The organism is Psychrobacillus sp. BL-248-WT-3 (genome assembly GCF_012843435.1).
In the GTDB taxonomy this organism is placed as follows: Bacteria; Bacillota; Bacilli; order Bacillales_A; family Planococcaceae; genus Psychrobacillus.
This window is the reverse complement of the sequence record NZ_JABAFC010000006.1, coordinates 24,689-45,608: the sequence shown is the minus strand read 5'-3', so window position 1 is coordinate 45,608 and position 20,920 is coordinate 24,689. Positions and strand designations below refer to the sequence as shown.

Genomic DNA, 20,920 nt, shown 5'->3' with positions numbered 1-20,920 from the left:
ATGTTTTTTTATCCAAAGTGACACTAGTGTCACTTAATAAACCGAGTAGGGAGTGGAATTGTTGAAAAAGTTATTAGGAAGTGTCACTGATTTTGTAGCCACTAAAAAGGGTATGTGGATTACAATCGGTGCATGGATAGCGATTACGGTCTTACTAACAATATTTGCACCTGGAGCGGGAGACCATAAAGTATCAAGCGTCACGTCTCTTCCTGAGGATGTTCAATCCGTAGTGGCTCAAAAGCATATTGACGAGCACTTTAAGGATGCAGAAAGTCTTCCAGCTATTTTAGTACTACAATCCAAGGATACAGAAATTGATGTAAAAGCCCTTGGAGAAGCATTAGATAAAGTAAGTGCAGCAAATATTAAAGGTGTAAAGGAAGTTGTTCCTTTTAGCAGCCTGCCACCTCAAGCTCTAGCTGGTTTCTTCTCAGAAGACCAAAAGACAGCCGTTGTTCCGTTAAATTTTATAACCTCTTTAGAAACTGCTGAATTAGAAAAATCACTAGAAGAAATAAGAGATATAGTTTTGGAAGATACGGGAGCAGATGTTTATATTACTGGCCCAGCTGGTATTGCGGTAGACACGACTAATTTGTTTGAAAGAGCAGATTTAGTATTGATTTTAGCTACTGTTGGTATCATTTTAATTCTATTAATCGTCATTTATCGATCTCCTTTATTAGCAATTATTCCATTATTGGCTGCAGGGATTGTATATCAGGTAGTTAATCAATTGTTAGGTATTCTCGGAGCAGGAGGTCTAGATTTAGCAGCTCAGTCATTGTCTATTATGTCTATTCTATTGTTTGCAGCTACCATTGATTATTCTTTATTTGTTTTCTCTCGTTATCGTGAGGAACTGAAGAATTATGAGAGTAAGTTCGATTCGATGAAGTGGGCAATGAGAGAAACAGGAATACCTGTATTCTTTGCAGGTGGTACTGTTCTTGCAGCAATGCTAGTATTGTTCTTTGCGAGCTTCGGAGATTATAGAAACTTCGCTCCTATCTTTGGTACTACGATGTTTGTTATTATGTTTGCTTCTGTAACATTAATACCTGCATTGTTCACATTATTTGGTCGCAAGTCGTTCTGGCCACGCATTCCTAAGTACGGTGAAGGGGAAGAGAAGGTCAGTAAACTATGGAGCAAAATTGGTTCATTCGTTGTAGGGAAACCAATTGTAGCGGCTCTAATCATACTTGTTATTTTAGTGGGATCTGCTTTAAATATGTTTAACCTTAAGTATGAGTTCGATACGATGAAGTCCTTCCCAGAGGATATGCCATCACGTATGGGCTATGAGATTATAGAGGAAGAGTTTGCGAAAGGTGATTTAGCACCAACAACTGTTCTTTTTGAATCAGAGGAAGAAGTAACGGAGGAAGTTCAAGCAAGTATTTTGGAGCAGCTTCAAAATCAAGAACTTGTAAACTCAGTACGTCCTACTGGTGTATCAGAGGATGGGTTAGCAGTGCAATACCAATTAACCTTTAAGGACAGTCCATATTCTACTGAATCAATGGATGCTCTCGAGAAAATGATAGAAGAGAAAGAGGATATCATTTCTGCATCGGATGCTAGTGGTGATCTTTATTTTGCAGGTGAGACAGCTGCTCAAGTGGATGATCGAGCAGTTAATGATCGTGATTTAATCATTATCGTTGTATTAGAAACGATCTTGATCTTCATTCTATTAATCGTGTTGACAAAGTCTATTAAAATGCCTATTTACATGATGGGAACCATTCTTTTATCATTCTTAGCTGCATTGGGCTTAGGAATGTTCTTATCTAACTTATTCTTTGATATTGATACTATCAGTAATCGAGTTCCATTGTATTCCTTTGTGTTCCTAGTTGCGCTTGGTATAGATTACAATATCATTTTAATATCTCGTTTTATGGAGGAACGTCAAAAGCATTCAGTAAAGGATGCTGTTCAAATTGCAGTTTCTCATACAGGAGGAGTAATTTCCTCTGCCGGGATTTTATTGGCAGCTACATTTGCTGTCTTAATGACTCAGCCAATTCAATTATTGTTCGTATTCGGCTTCATTGTTGCGGTAGGTATTATTCTCGATACCTTCTTAATTCGAGGTATTTTATTACCGGCTTTAATTGTCTTGTTTGAAAAGGATAAAAAAGAATAAGTAGAAATAATGAAAGCTTGAACCGTTAGGGATTCTAATGGTTCAAGCTTTTTACATGGATGGAGGAGTAAAAAAATCATCCTTACCCATACTATAGACACTTATGGATGCAAAGACATTGAGTGTATTTCAATAAGCTCTGAGACAGTTACAAACCGATATCCCTGACGCTGAAGCTCAGGAAGTATTTCTTCCAGTGCTTTAATAGTTTGAGAACGGTCCCCTCCAGAATCGTGGAATAAAACAATGTTGCCTGGCTTAACACCTGATAATACCTTTTTAACAATTTTCTTTGTACCTGGTCTTTTCCAATCCTCTGTATCCTGATGCCAAGACCACATAATTACTTTATAACCTTCATCAATCGCAGTGTTAATAATTTTGTCATTATACTGGCCACCTACTGGCCGATAAAAAATGGGATAGGTTCCTGTTATTTTATGAATGATATCATTTGTCTTTTCTAATTCTTCCTTTAGCTTAGCTGGGGAAATAGTTAGTGGATGTGTATACGTATGGTTGGCAATCTCATGTTCATCTGTCCCCATTCTAGAAACAACCTCTGGATACTTCTCAACTCTTTCACCGATAACAAAAAAAGTTGCTTTTGCATCATATTTTTTTAATAAATCTAAAACCTGCGGTGTATATGTAGGATGGGGACCATCATCAAAGGTAAGGGCGATCACCTTCTCATCTGTTTTTATCTCCCACATAACATAGCCCTTCTCTTCGTAATAAGGTCGACCCTTATCCATGGCGGAGGTAGTATAACCAATGCCAAAAAGCACAAGGAATATTACTCCAATTTTAATGACAAGTGACTTCATTTATATTCCTCCTTGTAGCATATTTGGCGGAAGTATTATTTAAGTTATTGTTGCCCTAGCAAATAAGAATATACCAGACCAAACACTCCCATTAAATGCAAGATGACTACAGGTACGATGATTTTATAATGCTTACAAGTTCGAGCGTTACATAATGATTACAGGTGCCAGGCACCTGTAATCATTATGTAACCTAAATAGAAAAAGCTTGGGAACTAGATTTGACTAGTCACCAAGCATTTCTATTTAGAATATTTTTTTCTGGTCTCTTTCCTCTATAAGTAGCTCTACCGATTCTCTAAATCTTAAGGAGTGAATATTTTCCCTTTCTCTAAGGAAACGAAGAGCATCACTTACACCTGGATCATCACAAATGTCGATTAACCATTGATAGGTGGCACGAGCTTTTTCTTCTGCGGCAATATCCTCATATAAGTCTGCAATTGGGTCACCCTTAGATTGAATGTATGCAGCGGTAAAAGGAACGTTACCAGCATTTTCATAGAATAAAGAGTGTCCATGATTAACAAAATGAGGTCCAAGGCCAGCTTTTTCTAATTGCTCAGGAGTTGCATCCTTAGTTAATTTATAAATCATGGTAGCAAGCATTTCTAGGTGAGAAAACTCTTCTGTTGAAATGTCGGTAAGAATTCCAATTACTTTATCAGGAACCGTGTATCGCTGGTTCATATAGCGCAAAGCAGCGGCGAGCTCTCCATCGGCTCCACCGTACTGTTCCATAAGATATCTAGCAAGCATTGGGTTGCATGTCGTAACTTCTACAGGATAAAGCAGTTTTTTCTCATAAACCCACATTAGTTTTCTCCTTTCAAATTTGCCATGGCCATGGAGTAGAGTTCCAGCGCCAGCCAACATCTAATGCTTGCTTGGAGGGAGTAGTCATTAATGAAAGCGGACCATACTGAGCTTCATATTTCTTCCTTACTGCAGCTGCATTTTTTATAGCCATACGCCATTGCTCCAAAGCATCTAAATCATCTGGATGTGTATCGGTGTAGAGAGTCAGCTCTACGACAACAAAATCCATTTGCTGTACTTGTTTTAATAGATTCCACTGGTGATCGCTGGATGTCATGATATTCCCTCCTCCCTATAAAATCCGTCGACAAACTGTGGCCATAAAGAGCCTTGCATTAATGCATCTGCTGGTGTATTTTGCGGTAATCCTGGTTGTTGAAAATTAGTGAATAGCTGTGGAGGAAGCACAAACTTTCTAACTAAAATAGGGGGGCAAGGATCCCGTGGAGAAACGTATGGCTTATAACTACCCCGAAACTGCCAATTTTCCATCTTTAATCACTCCTTCAAACCAACCTATGTAAAAAAAAATGAAATAAGACTAGAGGGACAACCCAAAAAACAATTTTTAATAACCACTGCAGGTCTCGGTGAGGCAAGGGATATAAAAAATGTTACAGGTGCCTGGCACCTGTAACATTCTCGATTCTTTAGATACTTTTACAAAAAAGACCACCTAAGAAAGGTAGTCGGTAAACGGGCTTTAGAAAAGCTTTAGAATTTAAATTCCGAGAAAAAACAAAACGAATGGAATGGTAAGGATACTGAGAATAGTAGTTATAAAGGTTGTAAAGGATACTAAATCTGGTTCAGTTCCAAATTGTAAAGAAAGCATCGTGGTGTTTGCAGCTGTTGGCATGGCAGCTTGAATGATAAAAACCGTTTTAAGTAAGTCATTTACCGGTAGAAAAAACATAATGGCTGCTGCCAGTAAAGGTGAAACAAACATTCGAACAACCGTTGCTGTCGTAACAAATCGATATGCAACTTTTTTTCTTGAGATTACTGCCAATTGCATACCGAGCACAAGCATGACGGTCGGAATAGAAGCATCTGCAGCTAGTCCCACACCTTCCATTACGGACTGAGGCACAGTCACATGTAGCACTTGAAGGAGAACTCCCAGTAAGGATGCATAAACTAATGGCATTCTTAAAACCTTATGTACAGCCTGCTGCCAGGTAGCTTTCTCCTCTCCACCTAAAGAGGCAAAAAAGATTCCAATGGTGTTCATGATCAAACCGTGGAAAACCATTATCACAACAGCATAATCAAATCCAACAGCCCCTAAAGCAAAGAGAACAACTGGTGCTCCGTAGTTCCCGCTATTAGGAAAAACACTCCCTAAAATTAATGCTGCTAACTGAGGACGAGTAGTCTGCATAAAAAGCGAAGAAAGCCACACGACTCCCAATAAGCAAAAGGTTAAAAGGAGACATGCTCCTAGAATATATACATAATCAATCGACAACTCATGCGTATAAAACGTACGAAATGCTAAGAAAGGAGACATAAGATAAAGCGCAGCAGAAGAAATAGATTTAATATCAAACCCTATCAACCTCTGTCCTATAAAACCAATAAAAAAGATAATAAAAACCGGCAAAATAATCAGCAATAAATCCATCCAAACCCACCCCTTAACCATTTCTCAAATATTACAGGTGCCAGGCACTTGTAACATAAACAAACAAAAACAAAAAAAACAAGACAAAGCAAAAACAAAACAAAGACAAAAAATAAAAAAACTAGTCCGGTATCCGTAATATATATAACTATATCATTTGTGGAATCTTTTTTCTGAAATAGTTTTATGGTTATGATAAAATTATATCGTATTATACGATATAAAAACGGGGGATAAAAAATGAGTATACAATCAAATCAGCTAAATGAATATTGGACTGACATTTATTTTTATTTACATTATCCACATGTGGATAAAATAACTCATCAAGCAGTACGAATACTTCAACTTCTGGATAAACATTCGGACGCTGGAATTAATGAGGTAGCAAAGCTTTTAAAGATTTCACATAACACGGCCTCCGAGCATGTCAAAAGGCTAATTGAGAAAAATTACATAGTTAAAGAGAGAAGTGGAGAGGACCAGAGAAGAGTTATTCTTCGATTGACCGGATTAGGATCCGATGTTTTATATCGAAACACAAGTCTGGATGATCAAAAATTATCGAAAGTCTTAGATCAACTATCGCAGGAAGAAAAAATAATAATTGAAAAAGCATTTCAAACCTTAAGTGAGGTAGCAAAAAAATGTACATTTTAATGAAGGTTATTATATCCGCTATTATCATAGCTATGGTAACGGAGATTTCGAGGAGATTCCCCACCTATGGAGGTATTATTGCAGCATTGCCTTTAGTGAGCTTACTTAGTATTGTTTGGTTGTATGTTCAAGGAGAGCAATCCTCTACGCTGAGCAAGTTCGCTTTAGGAGTGCTTTGGGGATTCCCAGCCACCGCTGTAATGCTACTGATTGTATATCTGGCATTACAAAATTCGTTGCATCTTTTTGTTTCCATTTTGCTAGGGATTGCTGGGTGGCTGTTCTTCTTATACATACAAGAAACCGTGGTTACTTACATTAAGCACATCGTCTAATGAGAGGCTGGTGTTAAACCAGCCCCTCATTCATATCGAACACCATTAGAAAGAACTGCTAATATACCCCAATCTAATACTATAAAAGTTTTGTTTTCTTTTACAATTATTTTTTTCTTTATGAATGAATGGATTATACGATTTAAATGCCGTTGAGTTGTTCCAATAAGGGAGGCAATTTCCTCTGTTTGGTTGGTCGTTATCTCTCTACCAAAATGATTATGGTTATCTCTAGTAGTTAATAAGTAGCTTGCAAACCGAGCTTCTACTGTAGCTAACAAGTTTACTCTAGAAGCTGTTGTACACGTTTGTAGTTTATAGGCTAAATGCTTCGATAATTCCCTTAAAAATAAAGGATCCTCCATTAAATATAATTCTATCGTTTGCTTGTCTAAAAATAATAAAGAGGTTTCTTCTACTGCTTCCACCTGTGATTGTATTTCTACCTTTTGAAAGAGTTCTATATCTCCAAAAATTGCTTGAGGATGACAAAAGCGTAATAATAATGATTTTCCATTTTCTAAGCTAGTGGTGACCTTTGTCTTACCACTTACTTGAAAATAAATTCCATCCAATTCATCTTCTTCTTTAAGAATAACTTCACTGGGACTATAGGAACGAAGGTGAAAGGACAGATTTTGGAGAGACGTAACTTTCTCCTGCATATTAAATTGGGATAAATACTGATCAATGATTTCTAAGGTCTTGATAATTTTCATCTTTTCCTCCTTTTTGGACATATGTCCTTTTTTAATTATATAGCAAAGCGATATGATTATTTTATAGAGGGGGTTAATGAAATGAAGTTTATTTTTGATTTAGATGGAACGATATGCTTTCAAGGGAAGCCTTTATCTAATGCGATGGTACAGGCATTGGAAGAATTATTGGAAAAGGGGCATGAGGTAATTCTAGCCTCAGCAAGACCGATCCGAGATTTACTGCCGATACTTCCTAGGCATTTCTATCAGTTGCCTATGGTAGGAGGAAATGGAGCTTTTGTAGCCAAGGAGGGACAAATCATTTCAAGTACTCATTTTGATAAGCAAACATCGGAAAAAATTATTCAGCTCATAGAAAAATATAAAGCTCAGTACCTAGTGGACAGCGAGTGGGACTACGCCTATACAGGAGACGAAAACCATCCAATTAGGATGAATTTAGATACATTACAACAAGCTGAAAAAGTGGAATTACATAAGTTGAATAAAGTAGTAAAAGTAGTCATTTTACATAGCAACAATCAAGAAAACCTATTACATGAACTTAAACAGCTCCCAGTAGAAATTTGTAACCATGGCCGGGAAGGAATTTTAGATATAAGTCCATTGGGTGTTGATAAATGGAATGGACTCCAAAAGCTTGGAGTCCTAAGTAAGCAATTTATAGCATTCGGAAATGATGCAAATGATATTCCTATGTTTCTCCAGGCACAAAGCTCTGTTTGCATTGGAAATTATGAAGAGCTAATTAAGATTGCTACAGCACAGGTGGCAAATGAGGAAGCGCTTGTTTTGAATAAACTAAAAGAAATTGCAAAAGAATTGTAGACAAAAACACATTTGAATCAATTGACATTTTTTATAGTCATTTTGACAATTATAGTTGTCAAAATGACTATAATTGTATATATTGGAAAAGAGGAGGCGGGGAATGGTGAAAAGCCGTTTAAAGGAGTTAAGAGCAAGAGATGGACTCAATCAGACTGAACTTGCCAAGTTAGCTAAAATTTCTAGGCAAACTATTAGCTTAATAGAGCGAGAAGAATATATGCCTTCTTTATTAATAGCTGTGCGTATAGCTAGAATTTTTAATGAGCCTGTAGAAAATGTCTTTTTAATAGGGGAGGAAGAATAATGAAAAAGATGTTCACAACAATTGTTAGTTTACTGTTCGGAGGGGTAGCTGGTTTTACGATCACTTATGCTATCATGATGGGCAAAGATCAGGGTCGCGAGGCATGGGACCATCCTGTAAATCTGATTTTATATATTGTTTTGGCTACGATTCTAACTCTTTTAGTAATCGTTCTTGTGTTTATAAAGAATATAAAAATAGTTAATTCCCAAACATTTGATGGGGAACAAGAGGATTTAATGGAAGAGTACAAATACAAAAAGGTCGCTGATTTGGGTATAGCTGCTAATATTTCACAGGTCTTATCTATATTAGCGGTTGCAGTTTCTATTCTAATGACAAACAATACAATTTTACAAATTGGTTTTATACTTTTGTTCATAGCTAGCTGGACCATTCCGATGTTTAGTGCAAATTTTATAAAGACAAGTTATCCAGAAAGAAATCTTCCGCGCATCCAATCAAAGGACTATGAGCAACGGCTTATGGACTCTATGGATGATGGGGAGAAGTACGTGACTTTACAAGGACTTTATAAATCTTACCGATTATTTAACCTGTTTATGCTCACTGGTATTAGTTTAGCTGTTGCATTTTCTTACTTTAGCGAGCAATCGCAAATTTTTTCTATAGCAGTAATGTGCTTAGTCTTGCTGGTAGTGAACACAAGCTATTTAGTAGTTGTACGCAATAAATAAGGAGGATTTTAAAAATGACAACGGGACAATTGCTTTTATGGATAATAGGTTTATCTATACTTTTATATTTTATTATCAAGTGGGGAGTAAAAAATGGTATTAATGAATCTATGTTAGTCTCAGAGGAAGCTAGAGGGAAATATCGACAAGAACAAGAAGACAAGGTGCAAAGGTCCATAGACGATTTAAAGATCTAAGATTTCTTATTTCGGTAAGCCACCACCACAGAAATCCAAGCAGCCATGATGGCTTATCTTTTTATACTTGCTCGCTGTTTGTTTGTTAAAATAAAAACTGATACCTGTCTATAAAATAAGACAAGTATCAGCAACTTAGTTATCCTGCATGGGACCATATAGTAGGGGTTCCTGCTTTTGGGCAGTTTGGAAAATTAGAGCCAGCCTCTAGAAAAGCTTCATCTCCATCTTCATCCACATAACGACCAGATGTTAATACTTCCTGCCCTGAGCTGTGGGTAAGACTTTCAGAGCGTTTCCAATACGTAACTACTTCCGTGTCGGGGCAAGAAGGGAATTTTGAACCCTTTTCTAAAGTTCTAGTTGTCCCAGACTCACACGTATAATTACCGGTTTCTTCTACGACATCATCTGTTGTATATTCATAAACTTTACTCATCATACATTCCTCCCATATAGAACTGATATCTTATTTAAATAGATACCCTAACAGGCAAATGTAAAAACATTTCTACTAACGTTATTCACATGTTGGTAAGTCAGTTCCAGACATCCTTTGCTATTTGGACTACATGGCGAATTTTTGCCCATTGTTCCTCTTCAGTTAATATGTTTCCTTCCTCAGTAGAAGAAAATCCACATTGAGGACTTAAGCAAAGCTGTTCTTTTGGTACATATTTAGTAGCTTCTTCGATGCGAGCTTTAACTAATTCTTCTTCCTCTAGGTCTCCATGCTTAGACGTAATCAGCCCTAGGACAATATTTAAATCCTTTCGATTAACATGTCGTAACGGCTCGAAACCACCAGAGCGCTCATCGTCAAATTCTAAAAATAAACCATCCACATGTAATCCACCGAATATAGTTTCTGATACTAACTCATAGCTTCCGCTTGTAATATAAGTGGATCGGAAATTTCCCCGACAAATATGCATGGTCACTAGCATATCGGCTGGTCTTTTAGAGATAGACTCATTAATAGCCCTTGCAGAAAGGGATAAGGCTTGCTCTAGCGATAACCCCCTGTCCTTTAAGGAAGCGAGGCCTTCCTCGGAAAAGGAGGTAGCCCATGAAGTATCGTCAATTTGAAGATAACGACAGCCTTCATCATAAATTGCTTGGATAAACCCTTGATAAGCTGTGATTAAGTCAGAAAATAATTCCTCATCATTGTTATACACACCTTCCTCAATTGCAGCTCGATAATAAAGCATGTTCGGACTAGGAATAGTAAATTTTACAACAGCATCCCCAGCTGCTTCTTTTAAAAACTTGAAATGCTCAATCATGTAATGGGTACTATAGCCAATCTTTCCTGTCACCTTAATACCATGAGCTTTTGTTTGCACCCCTTTAAAGGAGAGTCCTTGATCGGTTTCATAAAATTCAACGCCATCTAGTCCGCTTAAAAAATCGAAATGCCACCATTTTCGACGAAATTCTCCATCTGTAATAGAAAGTAATCCAGCTTCCTTCTGTTTTTCTATGAGTTTAATAATCTCTTCATTTTCCACTTGAGTTAGCTGCTCTTGGGAAATTTCTTTTTGTTCAAATTGAGCCCTTGCTTGCTTTAAACGTTCCGGTCTCAGGAAGCTTCCAACGTGATCTGCTTTGAAAGGTGTTTTTACAAGTAATTGATTTGTCATATTAAATTCCTACCTTCTATTTATATTATATTGCGATTACTACTGTCTATAAAATCAAATAAAAAGAGGGCTCGCTTCATAAGAAGAGAACCCTCAATATATATTGAAGTCATTCTTCTTATCTTCAAGACTTAATGTCTATTGGATTTAGCACCACACCTTAAAGGCTGGTTGCTGAGACATCATAGGGCCAATCCCTCCGTCTCTCTTGATAAGAAATAAAATATTAAATTATCTAAATATAATAAAAATAAGTTTAACATGGGCTTTAAACAATTTCAAGGGCTACCTTACTTAGGGATAGCTACCCAGTGACCGTTGGATACCTCAACAAGCTCGGAATTCTTTAATTGATACTTGTCAGTAACATTAGACTCTTCCATGAGCACACGCTTTTTCTTGGCCTCTACTTTTGGGTCAGGGATTGGAATGGCTGCTAAGAGAGACTTAGTGTACGGATGCTGTGGATTCGTATAAAGCTCTTCACTTTCTGCTAGCTCTACAATTTTTCCAGAATACATGACAGCAACGCGATCACTTATATGTTTTACCATGGACAGATCATGTGCGATAAATAAGTATGTTAAGCCAAGTCTGTGCTGTAAATCCTCCAGGAGCTCTACAATCTGTGCTTGTATAGAAACATCTAAAGCCGATAGAGGTTCGTCACAGACGATAAAATCAGGCTCAACCGCAAGTGCACGAGCGATACCTATACGTTGTCGCTGTCCACCAGAGAACTCATGTGGATAACGTAATGCATGCGAGGGCTCTAAGCCTACCAATTCTAGTAATTCCTCTACCCGATTCTTTCTCTCCTCTGCATTTTTGCTCAGACGATGAATATCTAACGCCTGCCCAATAATGTCTAGCACCTTTAAACGAGGATTTAAGGAAGAGTAGGGGTCTTGGAAGATGATTTGCATATGCCGACGCATCGTTTTAAGCTCATTTTTACTTAAACGATTAATGGCCATTCCTTGATATAGCACATCTCCATCTGTAGGTTCATGCAATCGAAGAATCGCCCGACCGGTAGTAGATTTACCTGAGCCTGATTCTCCTACAAGACCAAGAGTTTCCCCGGGCTTTATAAAGAAGCTAATATCGTCAACCGCTTTTAAGACATTCCCGCGACTTACTTGAAAATGCTGTTTTAAAGATTTAACTTCCAGCAGTGGCTTTCCATTTTCTAATCCAATAGAACGAAGAGGAGGTTTCTTCGGCCTTTTCTTCTCGTCTAAACGAGGTAAGGCATTTAATAGTTTTTTCGTATAGTCATGCTTTGGGTTAGCAAAAATTTCTTCGGTAGTTCCTGTTTCAACGATTTCTCCATTTTTCATCACAGCTACACGGTCACACATTCCAGCGACAACTCCAAGGTCATGAGTAATTAAAATAATTGAGGTCCCAAAGCGCTTCTGCATATCCTTCATTAGATTTAGTATTTGAGCTTGAATGGTCACGTCTAACGCAGTAGTTGGCTCATCTGCAATAAGTAGAGTAGGCTTACATGCTAAAGCAATGGCAATCATAACTCTTTGACGCATACCACCAGAAAACTCATGCGGATATTGGTTATAACGTTCTTCACTATTTTTAATTCCTACAAGCTTGAGTATCTCAATGGCTTGTGCCTTTCCCTCTTTTTTCGAGAGCTTTTGGTGCTTAATAAGGCTTTCTGCTATTTGAATGCCGATACGAATGGTTGGATTTAAAGAGGTCATCGGATCCTGGAAAATCATACTGATATCTCTTCCTCTAATAGCTTCCATTTCCTTCTCTGTTTTTGTGTGGAGTTGTTCCCCTAAAAACTCAATGGAACCATTTTTCATGAAGGAAGGAGGAGAAGGTAAAAGGCGCATAATGGAACGGGCCGTGACGCTTTTTCCACTTCCAGATTCTCCGACTATGCCCAATGTTTCTCCTTTTTTAACCTCAAAGCTAACACCTCGAACAGCCTCAAATTCATTATCATTTGTTAAAAATGAAATCTGTAAATCCTCTACTTTTAAAATAGTTTCCATGAAAACCACCTATCTGAATGAAATCTTCGTATTGTTTATGATTCATGCTCTGTTGTTAGAGAGCGTATATTTAAAGTAATATGAGCGGTTTCTACAAAAAAGAAGACTAAACACGCACATTAGTGGCGCATTTAACCCTACTCTAAATAGACTAAATAATTTGCGTTGACTTAATGGTAGTTCGAATCTATACTATACTATACCACTCGGATTTATACAATATGGAGAGGGGGGATTTAGTATGGGAAGAAAACTTTCTTCCAACGCATTTAGTTTTACCTACGGAAGACTACAACATCATTCCTTCTATAGTATTTTGTTATTTTTACTTGGTTTGCCGGTTCATATAATTACTTTTATACTCTTTTATTTAAAAAAACAGAAGGATCCTCATTCTTCCTTAAAAAGCGATTTAAAGTCTGCACTAGAGGCAAGGGGAGTGCGAGAGGAACTGTACGAAGAGTATAAGGAACAATATGAACGAAAGCATACCTTTTTTAATGAAAAAATTAATAAAGAAAAAATGACGGCGGAAGTAAATAAACTAGTAGAAGATCGAATAGAAAAGCTTGTATCTACTGAAATGGAAGAAATACATCAGTTAAAAGGCACGAAGCCTCTTACTTATACATCCTATTTTCAAAGTCTGTTAGAAAATACAACATTTCTCATTATTTCATTTATACCAGGCTTACTGATGTACCTTTTGTTAGGTATATATAGTAATGCGTTCAGTAAATTTATTTTTGAGAGACTTATTATGAGTGTCTTTGTGATAACGGGTGTTTCCATTCTAGTATTTACTATTTTATACCTGTCACCATTTGATCCAGCTGCCAATCTTTTAGGGGAAAGTGCAACGAAGGATCAGATTGCTGCATTCAACCAAATGCACGGGTTAGACTTACCTTATTTACATCAGTTATGGAACTCGGTAAAAGGCATCGTAACATTTGATTTAGGAGCATCCTTTACGGGAAATGAAGATGTCGCAACAAGTATTGCGAACAAGTTTCCAGTTACGCTAATGATTGCTATCTTTTCTTTAGTGATGGCTGTAGTAATCGCGATACCAGTAGGGATTATATCTGCAACAAGACAAAACTCGTTCTTAGATTATTCATTTATGTTCATTGCTTTAATCGGCTTGTCCATTCCTAACTTCTGGCAGGGGCTTATCTTTATCTTGAACTTTTCTATTAAGCTACAATGGCTTCCAGCAACCTATAGTCCTCAAAACTATTTGTCGATTATAATGCCTGTAGTTGTGCTCGGAACAGGTCTTACTGCTTCGGTAGCGAGAATGACACGTTCATCCGTATTAGAAATTATAAATGAGGATTATATAATTACTGCAAAAGCAAAAGGCTTAAACCAACGCCAAGTGCTGTGGAAGCATGCAATAGGAAATGCAATGATTCCAATCATTACGGTTATCGGTCTACTGTTTGGTGGGATGCTAGGTGGAGCAGCTGTTACAGAGAAAGTATTCAATATTAGTGGTATTGGGAGTTATATTGTCGACAAACAGTTTATACCCGATATCCCAGCCATTATGGGTGGAGTTATTTATATTGCAATAACCATTTCCTTAGTGAACGTGCTCATCGACATTTTATATGCATTTTTTGATCCGCGTATAAAATCTAAGATGAAGCAACTGTAAGAAGTAGGTGTAAAAGTGGTATCTAAAAAACAACATGCACTAAAGCTGTCACGAGAATATACTCAGGCTAACTTTGCTGGAGTATTATCTATTCTACTGACAATAGTTTTATTGTTTAATAGCTTTAATTTTGATATGGGTACGTTAAAGCCAATTGCTGGTAGTATTTCAGCTATATATGCATTTTTTACAGCGTTTCAGTATTTTATAATCTGGAAAATGAAACGAGAGCTTTTGAGTTTAGGGCATTTAAAAAATGCTACTAGAAGGCTTGGCTATATCCAAGTAACCGCTCTATTAATTGGTAATATTTTCGTAGCATCATTCGGTTTTAATTTGATCAAGGAGAAGAAAACACCAGAATACACTTTCAGCATTTGGATGATTTTCACCCAGCTTTTTATTCTAGTTATTTCTGCATTAAATCTCTTTAAACCGTATGTGTCGGACACTTTTTTACCCGCAATGGGCGCTCTACTCGTCATTTTAATTATCCAAGTGTTTACTTTGGTGGCTGTAGCTAGGTACGTCAGTGATGAAGGCGCGCCTGGGTGGATGCAGGGCATAGCGATTGTATTAATTATCACTTCGTTGACAGGTAATATTTTCAACTTACTGCTTGGCGTTAGCTTAATCATTAAAACGCGTAGTAACAGTCTGTCACGAATAGTGAAGTGGAACACAATGTGGGATAAAATCACTCGTAATTCTACAGCTATACTAGGAATGTTCTTTATCGTTCTTATGTTCGCGTTATCTGTGTCTAGCCGTTTTACTTTTGACTATGATATGGCTGTAGAGAATAACTATGAGGCACTGCTTCAGTCGCCAAGCTTGGAATATCCGTTCGGTACAGATAATTATGGCAGAGATGTATTTTCTCGAATTATCTTCGGGGCGAGAATTTCTCTAATTGTAGGCTTTGCTTCTACGTTAATACCATTCATAGTGGGAGGGGCATTAGGAGCGTTGGCTGGATATTACAGCAAACGTACAGATAACATCATTATGCGTTTGCTTGATATCTTGTACGCAATTCCAGGAATATTACTTGCCATTGCTATTATTGCAGCATTCGGAGCAAATACTACGAATCTTATACTAGCTTTGAGTGTTGGTTCTATTCCGACATATGCTCGAACAATGCGAGCGAATGTGATGATGGTCTCGAATTACGAATATGTAGATTCTGCCCGGGCTTTAGGGGCTTCCAATCTATCGATCATCTTTAAGCAAATTGTTCCAAATTCCCTTGCACCTATGATTGTCAAAGCTACACTTACAATAGGTACGGCAGTAATTGCAACGAGTAGCTTGAGCTTCTTAGGTCTTGGAGTAGAGCCACATATACCTGAATGGGGCAATATTTTAAAAATAGGTAGTACTTATTTAGAGTCTAATTCCTATTTGGCGATTATACCTGGCCTTGCAATTATAGGTCTCGTATTATCTTTTAACTTTTTAGGCGATGGACTTAGAGATGCATTTGATCCGAGAATGGATTAAAGCAAGCTCAACAAGGAGGAAGAAGTAATGAAGAATACAAAAGGATTATTAGCTTTATTGTTAACGCTAGTTTTAATCTTGGCAGGTTGTGTAAACACAAAATCAGACGTGGATAAAGCAACAGACAAATCTGATTCTAAAACAGAGCAGGGTAAGGTAGAAATTGAGCTGTTAGGGATGAGCACTGGGGAAGCGGACATGAATATTGTACGTGACCAGTTAATCAAAAATGGCTTTGATGTGAAATTAAATATTCAACCAGACTACGGTAGCTTCACTGCGCAAAAAGATGCAGGAAACTATGATTTAGCTTTATCTAGCTGGACGACTGTAACGGGTAACCCCGACTATGCAGTACGTGCGCTTTTCAAAACAGACGGTGATAACAGCATTATGTCTGACAAGAAAATCGATGAGCTAATCGAAGAGGCTAGCACAGAAACACCGGAAGAGTACACAAAAACATATAAAGAGTTCGAGGATCTTTTAGTCCTAGAAAAAGCATATATTGCACCGTTATATAATTCTTTTAAAGCGCAAGGAGTAAATAAAGAAGTATTGAATGCGGATACTGTGAGATTGGCTAAATCTCGTGCAATCGCTTGGGAAACAATTGACTTTGTAGATGCTTCTAAAAGAGATTCTGCACCACTGATCATGCAACAAGGGATTGCATCCTTAACTTCATTAGATCCTATTAAAGGAAATGATGGTTCTATTAATACACTAAATACAAATATGTATGTTCGTTTAGTTAACTTAACAGACGATGATAAAGTTGTTTCCGATGGTTCTCTTTCACTGAACCATGCAATCGCAGATGGCAATAAAGATTATTACTTCTTACTAAGAGATGATATTAACTTTGCAGCCGTAACAGATAAAAAAGCAGTTGATACGGGAGAACGCGTAGGGGCAGAGGATGTTGTATTCTCGATGAACCGTGCAAAAGACAGTAAATCAGTTCCAGATCATCGCACATATAGCTTACACGAAAGCATGGAAAACATTGAAATCGTTTCAGATCTTTCAGAGCTTGACGTGAAGCAATCGGGTAGTGATGCTACTGTGAAGGAAGCTCTAGAAAATAATGTTGATACAGCAATTTCAGAGCTAGTGACAGATAAAACACAAGCAGATGCAGCGAAAGGGAAATATCAAGTAGTTAAAATTACAACAACTAATCCATTCCCACAAGTTTTAAATTATTTGGCTCATCAATCTGCAGGGATTGTGTCTAAAAAACAAGTGGAGAGCATCAACACTTATGATGTTGCTACCTTCGATGTAAACAAAGATATTCCTTACGGGGATCAAAATACGGTAACGGAAGGTGCTTCTTACAATAATACGTTATATGCTAGTGGGCCTTACATCTTATCCCACAAAAATGATTATGAGGCAGTATTCGTAAAAAACCCAGCTTATATGCCAGGAACTGAAAACGAGCCGAAGATCGCAAACGTAACTGTTCGTTTCATTGCAGATGCAGATAGCGCGCTATCGGCTCTTCGCAACGGAGAGATTCATATATTTAATGGAGTTCCTGAAACAAAGTACAAATTAGTAGAAGATGATAGCAAGCTAACTCTTCAGAAAAACGATAGCAATGCTGTAAGTTATCTGCTATTTAATACAAAAGATCGTGATGTATCAGAAAGCGAATCTTTACGTAAAGCGATTCTGTACTCGATCAACCAGGATGAAATCATTAACTATTACCAAGGAAACAAGAAAAAAGCAGTATCAACTGTAAGTCCTCTTGTAGAAACGGGTAACGAGCTTAAGGCAGATGCTGCCAAGGTAGATGAGTACTTAGAGGCTTTTAAAGCTGGTAAATAAAATAATATAAAAGGCATACTCGTGTAAGCGGGTATGCCTTTTTTGTTAACTTTATTTTTAAAATTGAGCTAGGATATTTTCTCCTGACTCATGTTCCTTTGACATTGTTTTTAACTAACACAACAGTTAGTTTAGGTGTAACATTTCAAAAACAAAAACTAATCTCATAAAAAATCAACTTTAGCTTTTAACAGAGCCTTTTAAATTTACGCGTGTAAAAGAACTCAAGACTCTTTTCAAAAAAGGTTTTTGGACTTTCTTTTTTCTAGATAGGTAGTTATGTCCTAGTTTAGATTGTCTTACTTCCTTTTCCAAGTCAGCCATCCGTTGCTTTGCATATTCTATATCATTAATCGTAATCATTATTTTTCTCCTTAAGGAGAAGTCCAATTATATTGTTAAGGTGTGGCTAGCACCATTCCGGTTAGCCACTTTTACTTAAATAGTGTGTTGGCAACTCCAATTTATTTTTACCTACAAATTTATTAACCTGCTTACCAATCTTTTTTGGTATCATCATTTCTTTTCCTCCTTCATTTATTATTTTTCCGATTAAACCAATAGCATCATTTTAGTCGACTGGGGTTTTCTCTCCCCAACCATTGCTATCCACTTTCGAGAGAATCCTTTTTTAATAACTTTCTTCGCTGTTCCATGATCATCATCACCAGCACTCCTTTTCTTATTATTTTGTTTATATATGCAACACGCAATGCGTGAAAACACCAAAGTAATTAAAAATGCACAAAAAAGAGCCCACGCTTCTTTACATAAGCGTGGGCTCATAGAAAAAAACGGCATAACATGCCGTCAGTATTAATTATTTACAAAAATAATAATTAGCGGTTGGGCACGAAATCAATATACGATTATTTTTTGAAGTTTTAAATGTAGTCATTTTCCGTACCTCCATTTCTAATTTAAATATCTAACTACTTGAGGATATCATTGTTTATTTCTGAATGTCAACATATTTCTGAATATTATGTACAAGATTGTATCTCAGTAGCTTCACATCCCAATTTGTTGCTGATTATTTTTCTACTAATATCCACCGATTAAATCCTATTTTTTTTCACATAGGATAAGCTATATTTTGTCCTAAAAGATACAACTGTATTACGGAGACTAAAAATTTACAAATCTTTTTCGATCAAGCTATTATCCTCCTTCAAATATATAAGCTTACAAAGACCCACGTGTCCTCTTCGACTATTTAAAACATTTTTAGGGAAATTCAAACTTTGAGTGTTTGGGAATCGTTTACTATATAGAGAGAGGAGCTTGCGATTTTGTTAACTGTTTATGAATTAAGAGAATTAATGTTTCAATATACAGAGTCTTTAATACGTTTAGCTTATGGTTATGTAAAGGATCTTCAAGCGGCAGAAGATATTGTACAAGAAGTTTTCATCAAATTTTATCATCAGAATTATTATGAAGAACGTGGGGAGCTAAAAGCTTATTTAATGAAGATGACTGTTAATAAAAGCAAAGACTATTTAAAAAGTTGGACCTATCGGAAAGTTCGCATACAGAGCAAAATCTTCTCAACAGCAGGCAAACAATATGTGGACGAATTCGTGAAAAAAGATGAAGAAGCCATTATTGGAGATGCAATTCTTGAACTGCCCTTCAAACATAGGGAAGTTCTCATACACTTTTATTTTAATGAAATGACAATTTCGGAAGTAGCACATTTATTATCCATTCCTGAAAGTACAGTAAAAACTCGGTTAAGTCGTGGAAGAGATCTATTAAGAAATCAACTGAAAGGAATAGAATGGGAGGCGCTATTAAATGAAGAAATTTATCCCAACTAAAATGCGAGATTTAACCAAAAGTAAACAACAGGTGATGCAAAACGTAGTAAATGATATTGAAAACAACTCCAAACGACCAAAACATCAATGGCGATTTGTTGCGGTTTCTTTTGTTTTACTAGTGAGTACACCGCTTTTTTTCTTTAACATTGAAAATGAACTACCATCAAACAAACTACAGGCTCCAATAGAGCACCATTTAGATTTAGCAAAGCCTATATTTACAGATGAACAAGGAACCATTTTTCTTCAGGGTATAACGTTAGGTGACTCGCATAAAAAGGTTAAAGGGGTCTTAGGCGAAAATTATACAATTGTACAAGAGGATGATAGCGAAGCAGACCTCATCATGGACTATGGCGGTCAGTCCAGATTCTACTTCGATGATGATAAATTGAATTCAGCAGTTTTCATGAATGTAGATAAAAAATATTTCAACCAAGTATTTAAAGATTACGATGGATTTAAGTTCTTCACTTCTATTTATACAGACTATGATGGTCATTATTTCTACTCGAATGAGACAAAACAAATAATAGAAGCCATAACGGGGACTTCTGAAGGGAAATTTCAATTATCCTTGTCCTATAACGATCCGAATTACCTAAATGCTGAATATCTATATAGGATAGAAAAGAAACTTAATAATCAACGCCATTCTCCATCAAGCATTAAAATAGATTTAGTTAATCCAACAATCTTCGAGGAGCAAGGTCACCTTCACCTTAATGGAGTAACATTGGGTGACTCATCATCAGAAGTAATTGAACGCTTTGGTAATAATTATCTAATCGGTCGAGTGGATGGAGGTGGCTCCGACTTCGTTTTAGATTATGGTAAGCAAGCGAGCTTCTCTTTTTACGAAGATAAACTAATATCAGTAGCACTAACAAAAGTTGATAAAGACTACTTTGATCAATTATTTAATGGCTATGAAGGATTTAAATTTGTTTCTGCTTCTAGTGAAGACGATAAGGATTGTTTTATCTACTCGAAAAAGACGAATAACATAATAAAAGCAACAACACAAACTCCTAACCAGGAGCTACATCTCTATCTATCGAATGCTGATCCTAGCCTCTATGAAATTCCAAATTTTCTTGAAGCGATGGAACAATATCCAGATTAATTTTTACACTATCTCTTTTACTGGTAACGTATGTAAGTATCCAATTATTATTTCTGCATATAAAAAAGGCACCTGGTTTCTACGATCCAGTTGCCTTTTT

Annotated in this window: 22 protein-coding genes and 1 riboswitch; of the genes, 12 read left to right on the top strand and 10 right to left on the bottom strand. The window is 36.8% G+C overall.

Translation table 11 applies throughout. The features are described 5' to 3' along the window. Positions 1-61: 61 nt before the first annotated feature. Positions 62-2,158, top strand: a complete 2,097-nt coding sequence (locus tag HF876_RS05375) for an MMPL family transporter (protein WP_169359042.1) — start codon at positions 62-64, stop codon at positions 2,156-2,158. Positions 2,159-2,259: 101 nt separating this feature from the next. Here HF876_RS05375 and HF876_RS05370 read toward each other — a convergent pair whose 3' ends face one another. The 5 genes from HF876_RS05370 to HF876_RS05350 form a co-directional block, all read right to left on the bottom strand. Then, on the bottom strand, positions 2,260-2,988 hold the full coding sequence (locus HF876_RS05370; RefSeq protein WP_169359041.1) for a polysaccharide deacetylase family protein: 729 nt from the start codon (positions 2,986-2,988) through the stop codon (positions 2,260-2,262). Positions 2,989-3,234: 246 nt separating this feature from the next. Beyond that, positions 3,235-3,804: a manganese catalase family protein gene (locus tag HF876_RS05365; RefSeq protein WP_169359040.1), complete on the bottom strand. Its 570-nt coding sequence runs from the start codon at positions 3,802-3,804 to the stop codon at positions 3,235-3,237. A 13-nt stretch (positions 3,805-3,817) separates the two neighbouring features. After that, positions 3,818-4,084: a spore coat protein CotJB gene (locus HF876_RS05360; RefSeq protein WP_169359039.1), complete on the bottom strand. Its 267-nt coding sequence runs from the start codon at positions 4,082-4,084 to the stop codon at positions 3,818-3,820. After that, on the bottom strand, positions 4,081-4,299 hold the full coding sequence (locus tag HF876_RS05355) for a hypothetical protein (RefSeq protein WP_169359038.1): 219 nt from the start codon (positions 4,297-4,299) through the stop codon (positions 4,081-4,083). The genes HF876_RS05360 and HF876_RS05355 overlap by 4 nt, the downstream gene beginning before the upstream one ends. 229 nt (positions 4,300-4,528) lie before the next feature. Then, positions 4,529-5,434, bottom strand: coding sequence for an AEC family transporter (locus tag HF876_RS05350; protein ID WP_169359037.1), 906 nt, complete (start codon positions 5,432-5,434; stop codon positions 4,529-4,531). Positions 5,435-5,674: 240 nt separating this feature from the next. On the opposite strand from HF876_RS05350, the gene HF876_RS05345 reads away from it, so the two are divergent. Further along, positions 5,675-6,094 carry a MarR family winged helix-turn-helix transcriptional regulator gene (locus tag HF876_RS05345; RefSeq protein WP_205964017.1) on the top strand — a complete coding sequence of 140 codons (420 nt, stop codon included), beginning with the start codon at positions 5,675-5,677 and terminating at the stop codon, positions 6,092-6,094. Next, entirely contained in the window at positions 6,082-6,429 is a 348-nt protein-coding gene (locus HF876_RS05340; protein WP_169359036.1) for a DUF3147 family protein, read from the top strand. The genes HF876_RS05345 and HF876_RS05340 overlap by 13 nt, the downstream gene beginning before the upstream one ends. A gap of 26 nt (positions 6,430-6,455) precedes the next feature. Here HF876_RS05340 and HF876_RS05335 read toward each other — a convergent pair whose 3' ends face one another. Next, the gene (locus HF876_RS05335; RefSeq protein ID WP_169359035.1) at positions 6,456-7,148 is read right to left on the bottom strand and encodes a Crp/Fnr family transcriptional regulator; all 693 of its coding nucleotides are present in this window, start codon (positions 7,146-7,148) and stop codon (positions 6,456-6,458) included. A gap of 81 nt (positions 7,149-7,229) precedes the next feature. Here HF876_RS05335 and HF876_RS05330 point away from each other — a divergent pair, with 81 nt between their 5' ends. The 4 genes from HF876_RS05330 (at position 7,230) to HF876_RS05315 (ending at position 9,181) form a co-directional block, all read left to right on the top strand. Continuing rightward, positions 7,230-7,979, top strand: coding sequence for an HAD-IIB family hydrolase (locus tag HF876_RS05330; protein ID WP_169359034.1), 750 nt, complete (start codon positions 7,230-7,232; stop codon positions 7,977-7,979). Between the two features lie 106 nt (positions 7,980-8,085). Then, a complete protein-coding gene (locus HF876_RS05325; protein WP_346764036.1) occupies positions 8,086-8,286 on the top strand; it encodes a helix-turn-helix transcriptional regulator in 201 nt (66 codons plus the stop codon). Beyond that, entirely contained in the window at positions 8,286-8,984 is a 699-nt protein-coding gene (locus HF876_RS05320; RefSeq protein WP_169359032.1) for a DUF3169 family protein, read from the top strand. Before HF876_RS05325 ends, HF876_RS05320 begins: the two co-directional genes overlap by 1 nt. Before the next feature lie 14 nt (positions 8,985-8,998). Further along, positions 8,999-9,181 (top strand): DUF6019 family protein, encoded by a 183-nt coding sequence (locus HF876_RS05315; protein WP_169359031.1) that lies wholly within the window; start codon positions 8,999-9,001, stop codon positions 9,179-9,181. Between the two features lie 139 nt (positions 9,182-9,320). Here the strand turns inward: HF876_RS05315 and HF876_RS05310 are convergent, their stop codons facing one another. The 3 genes from HF876_RS05310 to HF876_RS19110 all read right to left on the bottom strand — a co-directional run bounded on the left by HF876_RS05310 (position 9,321) and on the right by HF876_RS19110 (position 12,854). Then, positions 9,321-9,620, bottom strand: coding sequence for a hypothetical protein (locus HF876_RS05310; RefSeq protein WP_205964016.1), 300 nt, complete (start codon positions 9,618-9,620; stop codon positions 9,321-9,323). A 100-nt stretch (positions 9,621-9,720) separates the two neighbouring features. Then, complete coding sequence (locus HF876_RS05305; protein ID WP_169359029.1) at positions 9,721-10,827, bottom strand: 5-methyltetrahydropteroyltriglutamate--homocysteine S-methyltransferase; 1,107 nt, start codon at positions 10,825-10,827, stop codon at positions 9,721-9,723. A 115-nt stretch (positions 10,828-10,942) separates the two neighbouring features. Then, a riboswitch (SAM riboswitch) is annotated at positions 10,943-11,045 on the bottom strand. 72 nt (positions 11,046-11,117) lie between these two features. After that, the gene (locus tag HF876_RS19110; protein WP_169359028.1) at positions 11,118-12,854 is read right to left on the bottom strand and encodes an ABC transporter ATP-binding protein; all 1,737 of its coding nucleotides are present in this window, start codon (positions 12,852-12,854) and stop codon (positions 11,118-11,120) included. Positions 12,855-13,095: 241 nt separating this feature from the next. Between HF876_RS19110 and HF876_RS05295 the strand changes: the two genes are divergently transcribed. From HF876_RS05295 to HF876_RS05285, 3 genes are read left to right on the top strand one after another with little or no spacing between them, the layout of a single operon-like run. Next, complete coding sequence (locus tag HF876_RS05295) at positions 13,096-14,520, top strand: ABC transporter permease subunit (RefSeq protein ID WP_169359027.1); 1,425 nt, start codon at positions 13,096-13,098, stop codon at positions 14,518-14,520. Between the two features lie 15 nt (positions 14,521-14,535). After that, the gene (locus tag HF876_RS05290; RefSeq protein WP_346764034.1) at positions 14,536-16,026 is read left to right on the top strand and encodes an ABC transporter permease; all 1,491 of its coding nucleotides are present in this window, start codon (positions 14,536-14,538) and stop codon (positions 16,024-16,026) included. 27 nt (positions 16,027-16,053) lie between these two features. Further along, positions 16,054-17,868 carry an ABC transporter substrate-binding protein gene (locus tag HF876_RS05285; RefSeq protein ID WP_169359026.1) on the top strand — a complete coding sequence of 605 codons (1,815 nt, stop codon included), beginning with the start codon at positions 16,054-16,056 and terminating at the stop codon, positions 17,866-17,868. A 180-nt stretch (positions 17,869-18,048) separates the two neighbouring features. Here the strand turns inward: HF876_RS05285 and HF876_RS05280 are convergent, their stop codons facing one another. Beyond that, the gene (locus HF876_RS05280; protein WP_169359025.1) at positions 18,049-18,231 is read right to left on the bottom strand and encodes a hypothetical protein; all 183 of its coding nucleotides are present in this window, start codon (positions 18,229-18,231) and stop codon (positions 18,049-18,051) included. Positions 18,232-19,160: 929 nt separating this feature from the next. Here HF876_RS05280 and HF876_RS05275 point away from each other — a divergent pair. Next, the gene (locus HF876_RS05275; RefSeq protein WP_240949648.1) at positions 19,161-19,691 is read left to right on the top strand and encodes a sigma-70 family RNA polymerase sigma factor; all 531 of its coding nucleotides are present in this window, start codon (positions 19,161-19,163) and stop codon (positions 19,689-19,691) included. Further along, positions 19,669-20,820 carry a hypothetical protein gene (locus HF876_RS05270; protein WP_169359024.1) on the top strand — a complete coding sequence of 384 codons (1,152 nt, stop codon included), beginning with the start codon at positions 19,669-19,671 and terminating at the stop codon, positions 20,818-20,820. Before HF876_RS05275 ends, HF876_RS05270 begins: the two co-directional genes overlap by 23 nt. Positions 20,821-20,920: the final 100 nt, after the last annotated feature.

Coding starts and splice junctions, on each gene's coding strand:
- HF876_RS05370 (WP_169359041.1), bottom strand. CDS start 2,988: ATGAAGTCACTTGTCATTAAAATTGGAGTAATATTCCTTGTGCTTTTT.
- HF876_RS05365 (WP_169359040.1), bottom strand. CDS start 3,804: ATGTGGGTTTATGAGAAAAAACTGCTTTATCCTGTAGAAGTTACGACA.
- HF876_RS05360 (WP_169359039.1), bottom strand. CDS start 4,084: ATGACATCCAGCGATCACCAGTGGAATCTATTAAAACAAGTACAGCAA.
- HF876_RS05355 (WP_169359038.1), bottom strand. CDS start 4,299: ATGGAAAATTGGCAGTTTCGGGGTAGTTATAAGCCATACGTTTCTCCA.
- HF876_RS05350 (WP_169359037.1), bottom strand. CDS start 5,434: ATGGATTTATTGCTGATTATTTTGCCGGTTTTTATTATCTTTTTTATT.
- HF876_RS05345 (WP_205964017.1), top strand. CDS start 5,675: ATGAGTATACAATCAAATCAGCTAAATGAATATTGGACTGACATTTAT.
- HF876_RS05340 (WP_169359036.1), top strand. CDS start 6,082: ATGTACATTTTAATGAAGGTTATTATATCCGCTATTATCATAGCTATG.
- HF876_RS05335 (WP_169359035.1), bottom strand. CDS start 7,148: ATGAAAATTATCAAGACCTTAGAAATCATTGATCAGTATTTATCCCAA.
- HF876_RS05330 (WP_169359034.1), top strand. CDS start 7,230: ATGAAGTTTATTTTTGATTTAGATGGAACGATATGCTTTCAAGGGAAG.
- HF876_RS05320 (WP_169359032.1), top strand. CDS start 8,286: ATGAAAAAGATGTTCACAACAATTGTTAGTTTACTGTTCGGAGGGGTA.
- HF876_RS05315 (WP_169359031.1), top strand. CDS start 8,999: ATGACAACGGGACAATTGCTTTTATGGATAATAGGTTTATCTATACTT.
- HF876_RS05310 (WP_205964016.1), bottom strand. CDS start 9,620: ATGAGTAAAGTTTATGAATATACAACAGATGATGTCGTAGAAGAAACC.
- HF876_RS05305 (WP_169359029.1), bottom strand. CDS start 10,827: ATGACAAATCAATTACTTGTAAAAACACCTTTCAAAGCAGATCACGTT.
- HF876_RS19110 (WP_169359028.1), bottom strand. CDS start 12,854: ATGGAAACTATTTTAAAAGTAGAGGATTTACAGATTTCATTTTTAACA.
- HF876_RS05295 (WP_169359027.1), top strand. CDS start 13,096: ATGGGAAGAAAACTTTCTTCCAACGCATTTAGTTTTACCTACGGAAGA.
- HF876_RS05285 (WP_169359026.1), top strand. CDS start 16,054: ATGAAGAATACAAAAGGATTATTAGCTTTATTGTTAACGCTAGTTTTA.
- HF876_RS05280 (WP_169359025.1), bottom strand. CDS start 18,231: ATGATTACGATTAATGATATAGAATATGCAAAGCAACGGATGGCTGAC.
- HF876_RS05270 (WP_169359024.1), top strand. CDS start 19,669: ATGAAGAAATTTATCCCAACTAAAATGCGAGATTTAACCAAAAGTAAA.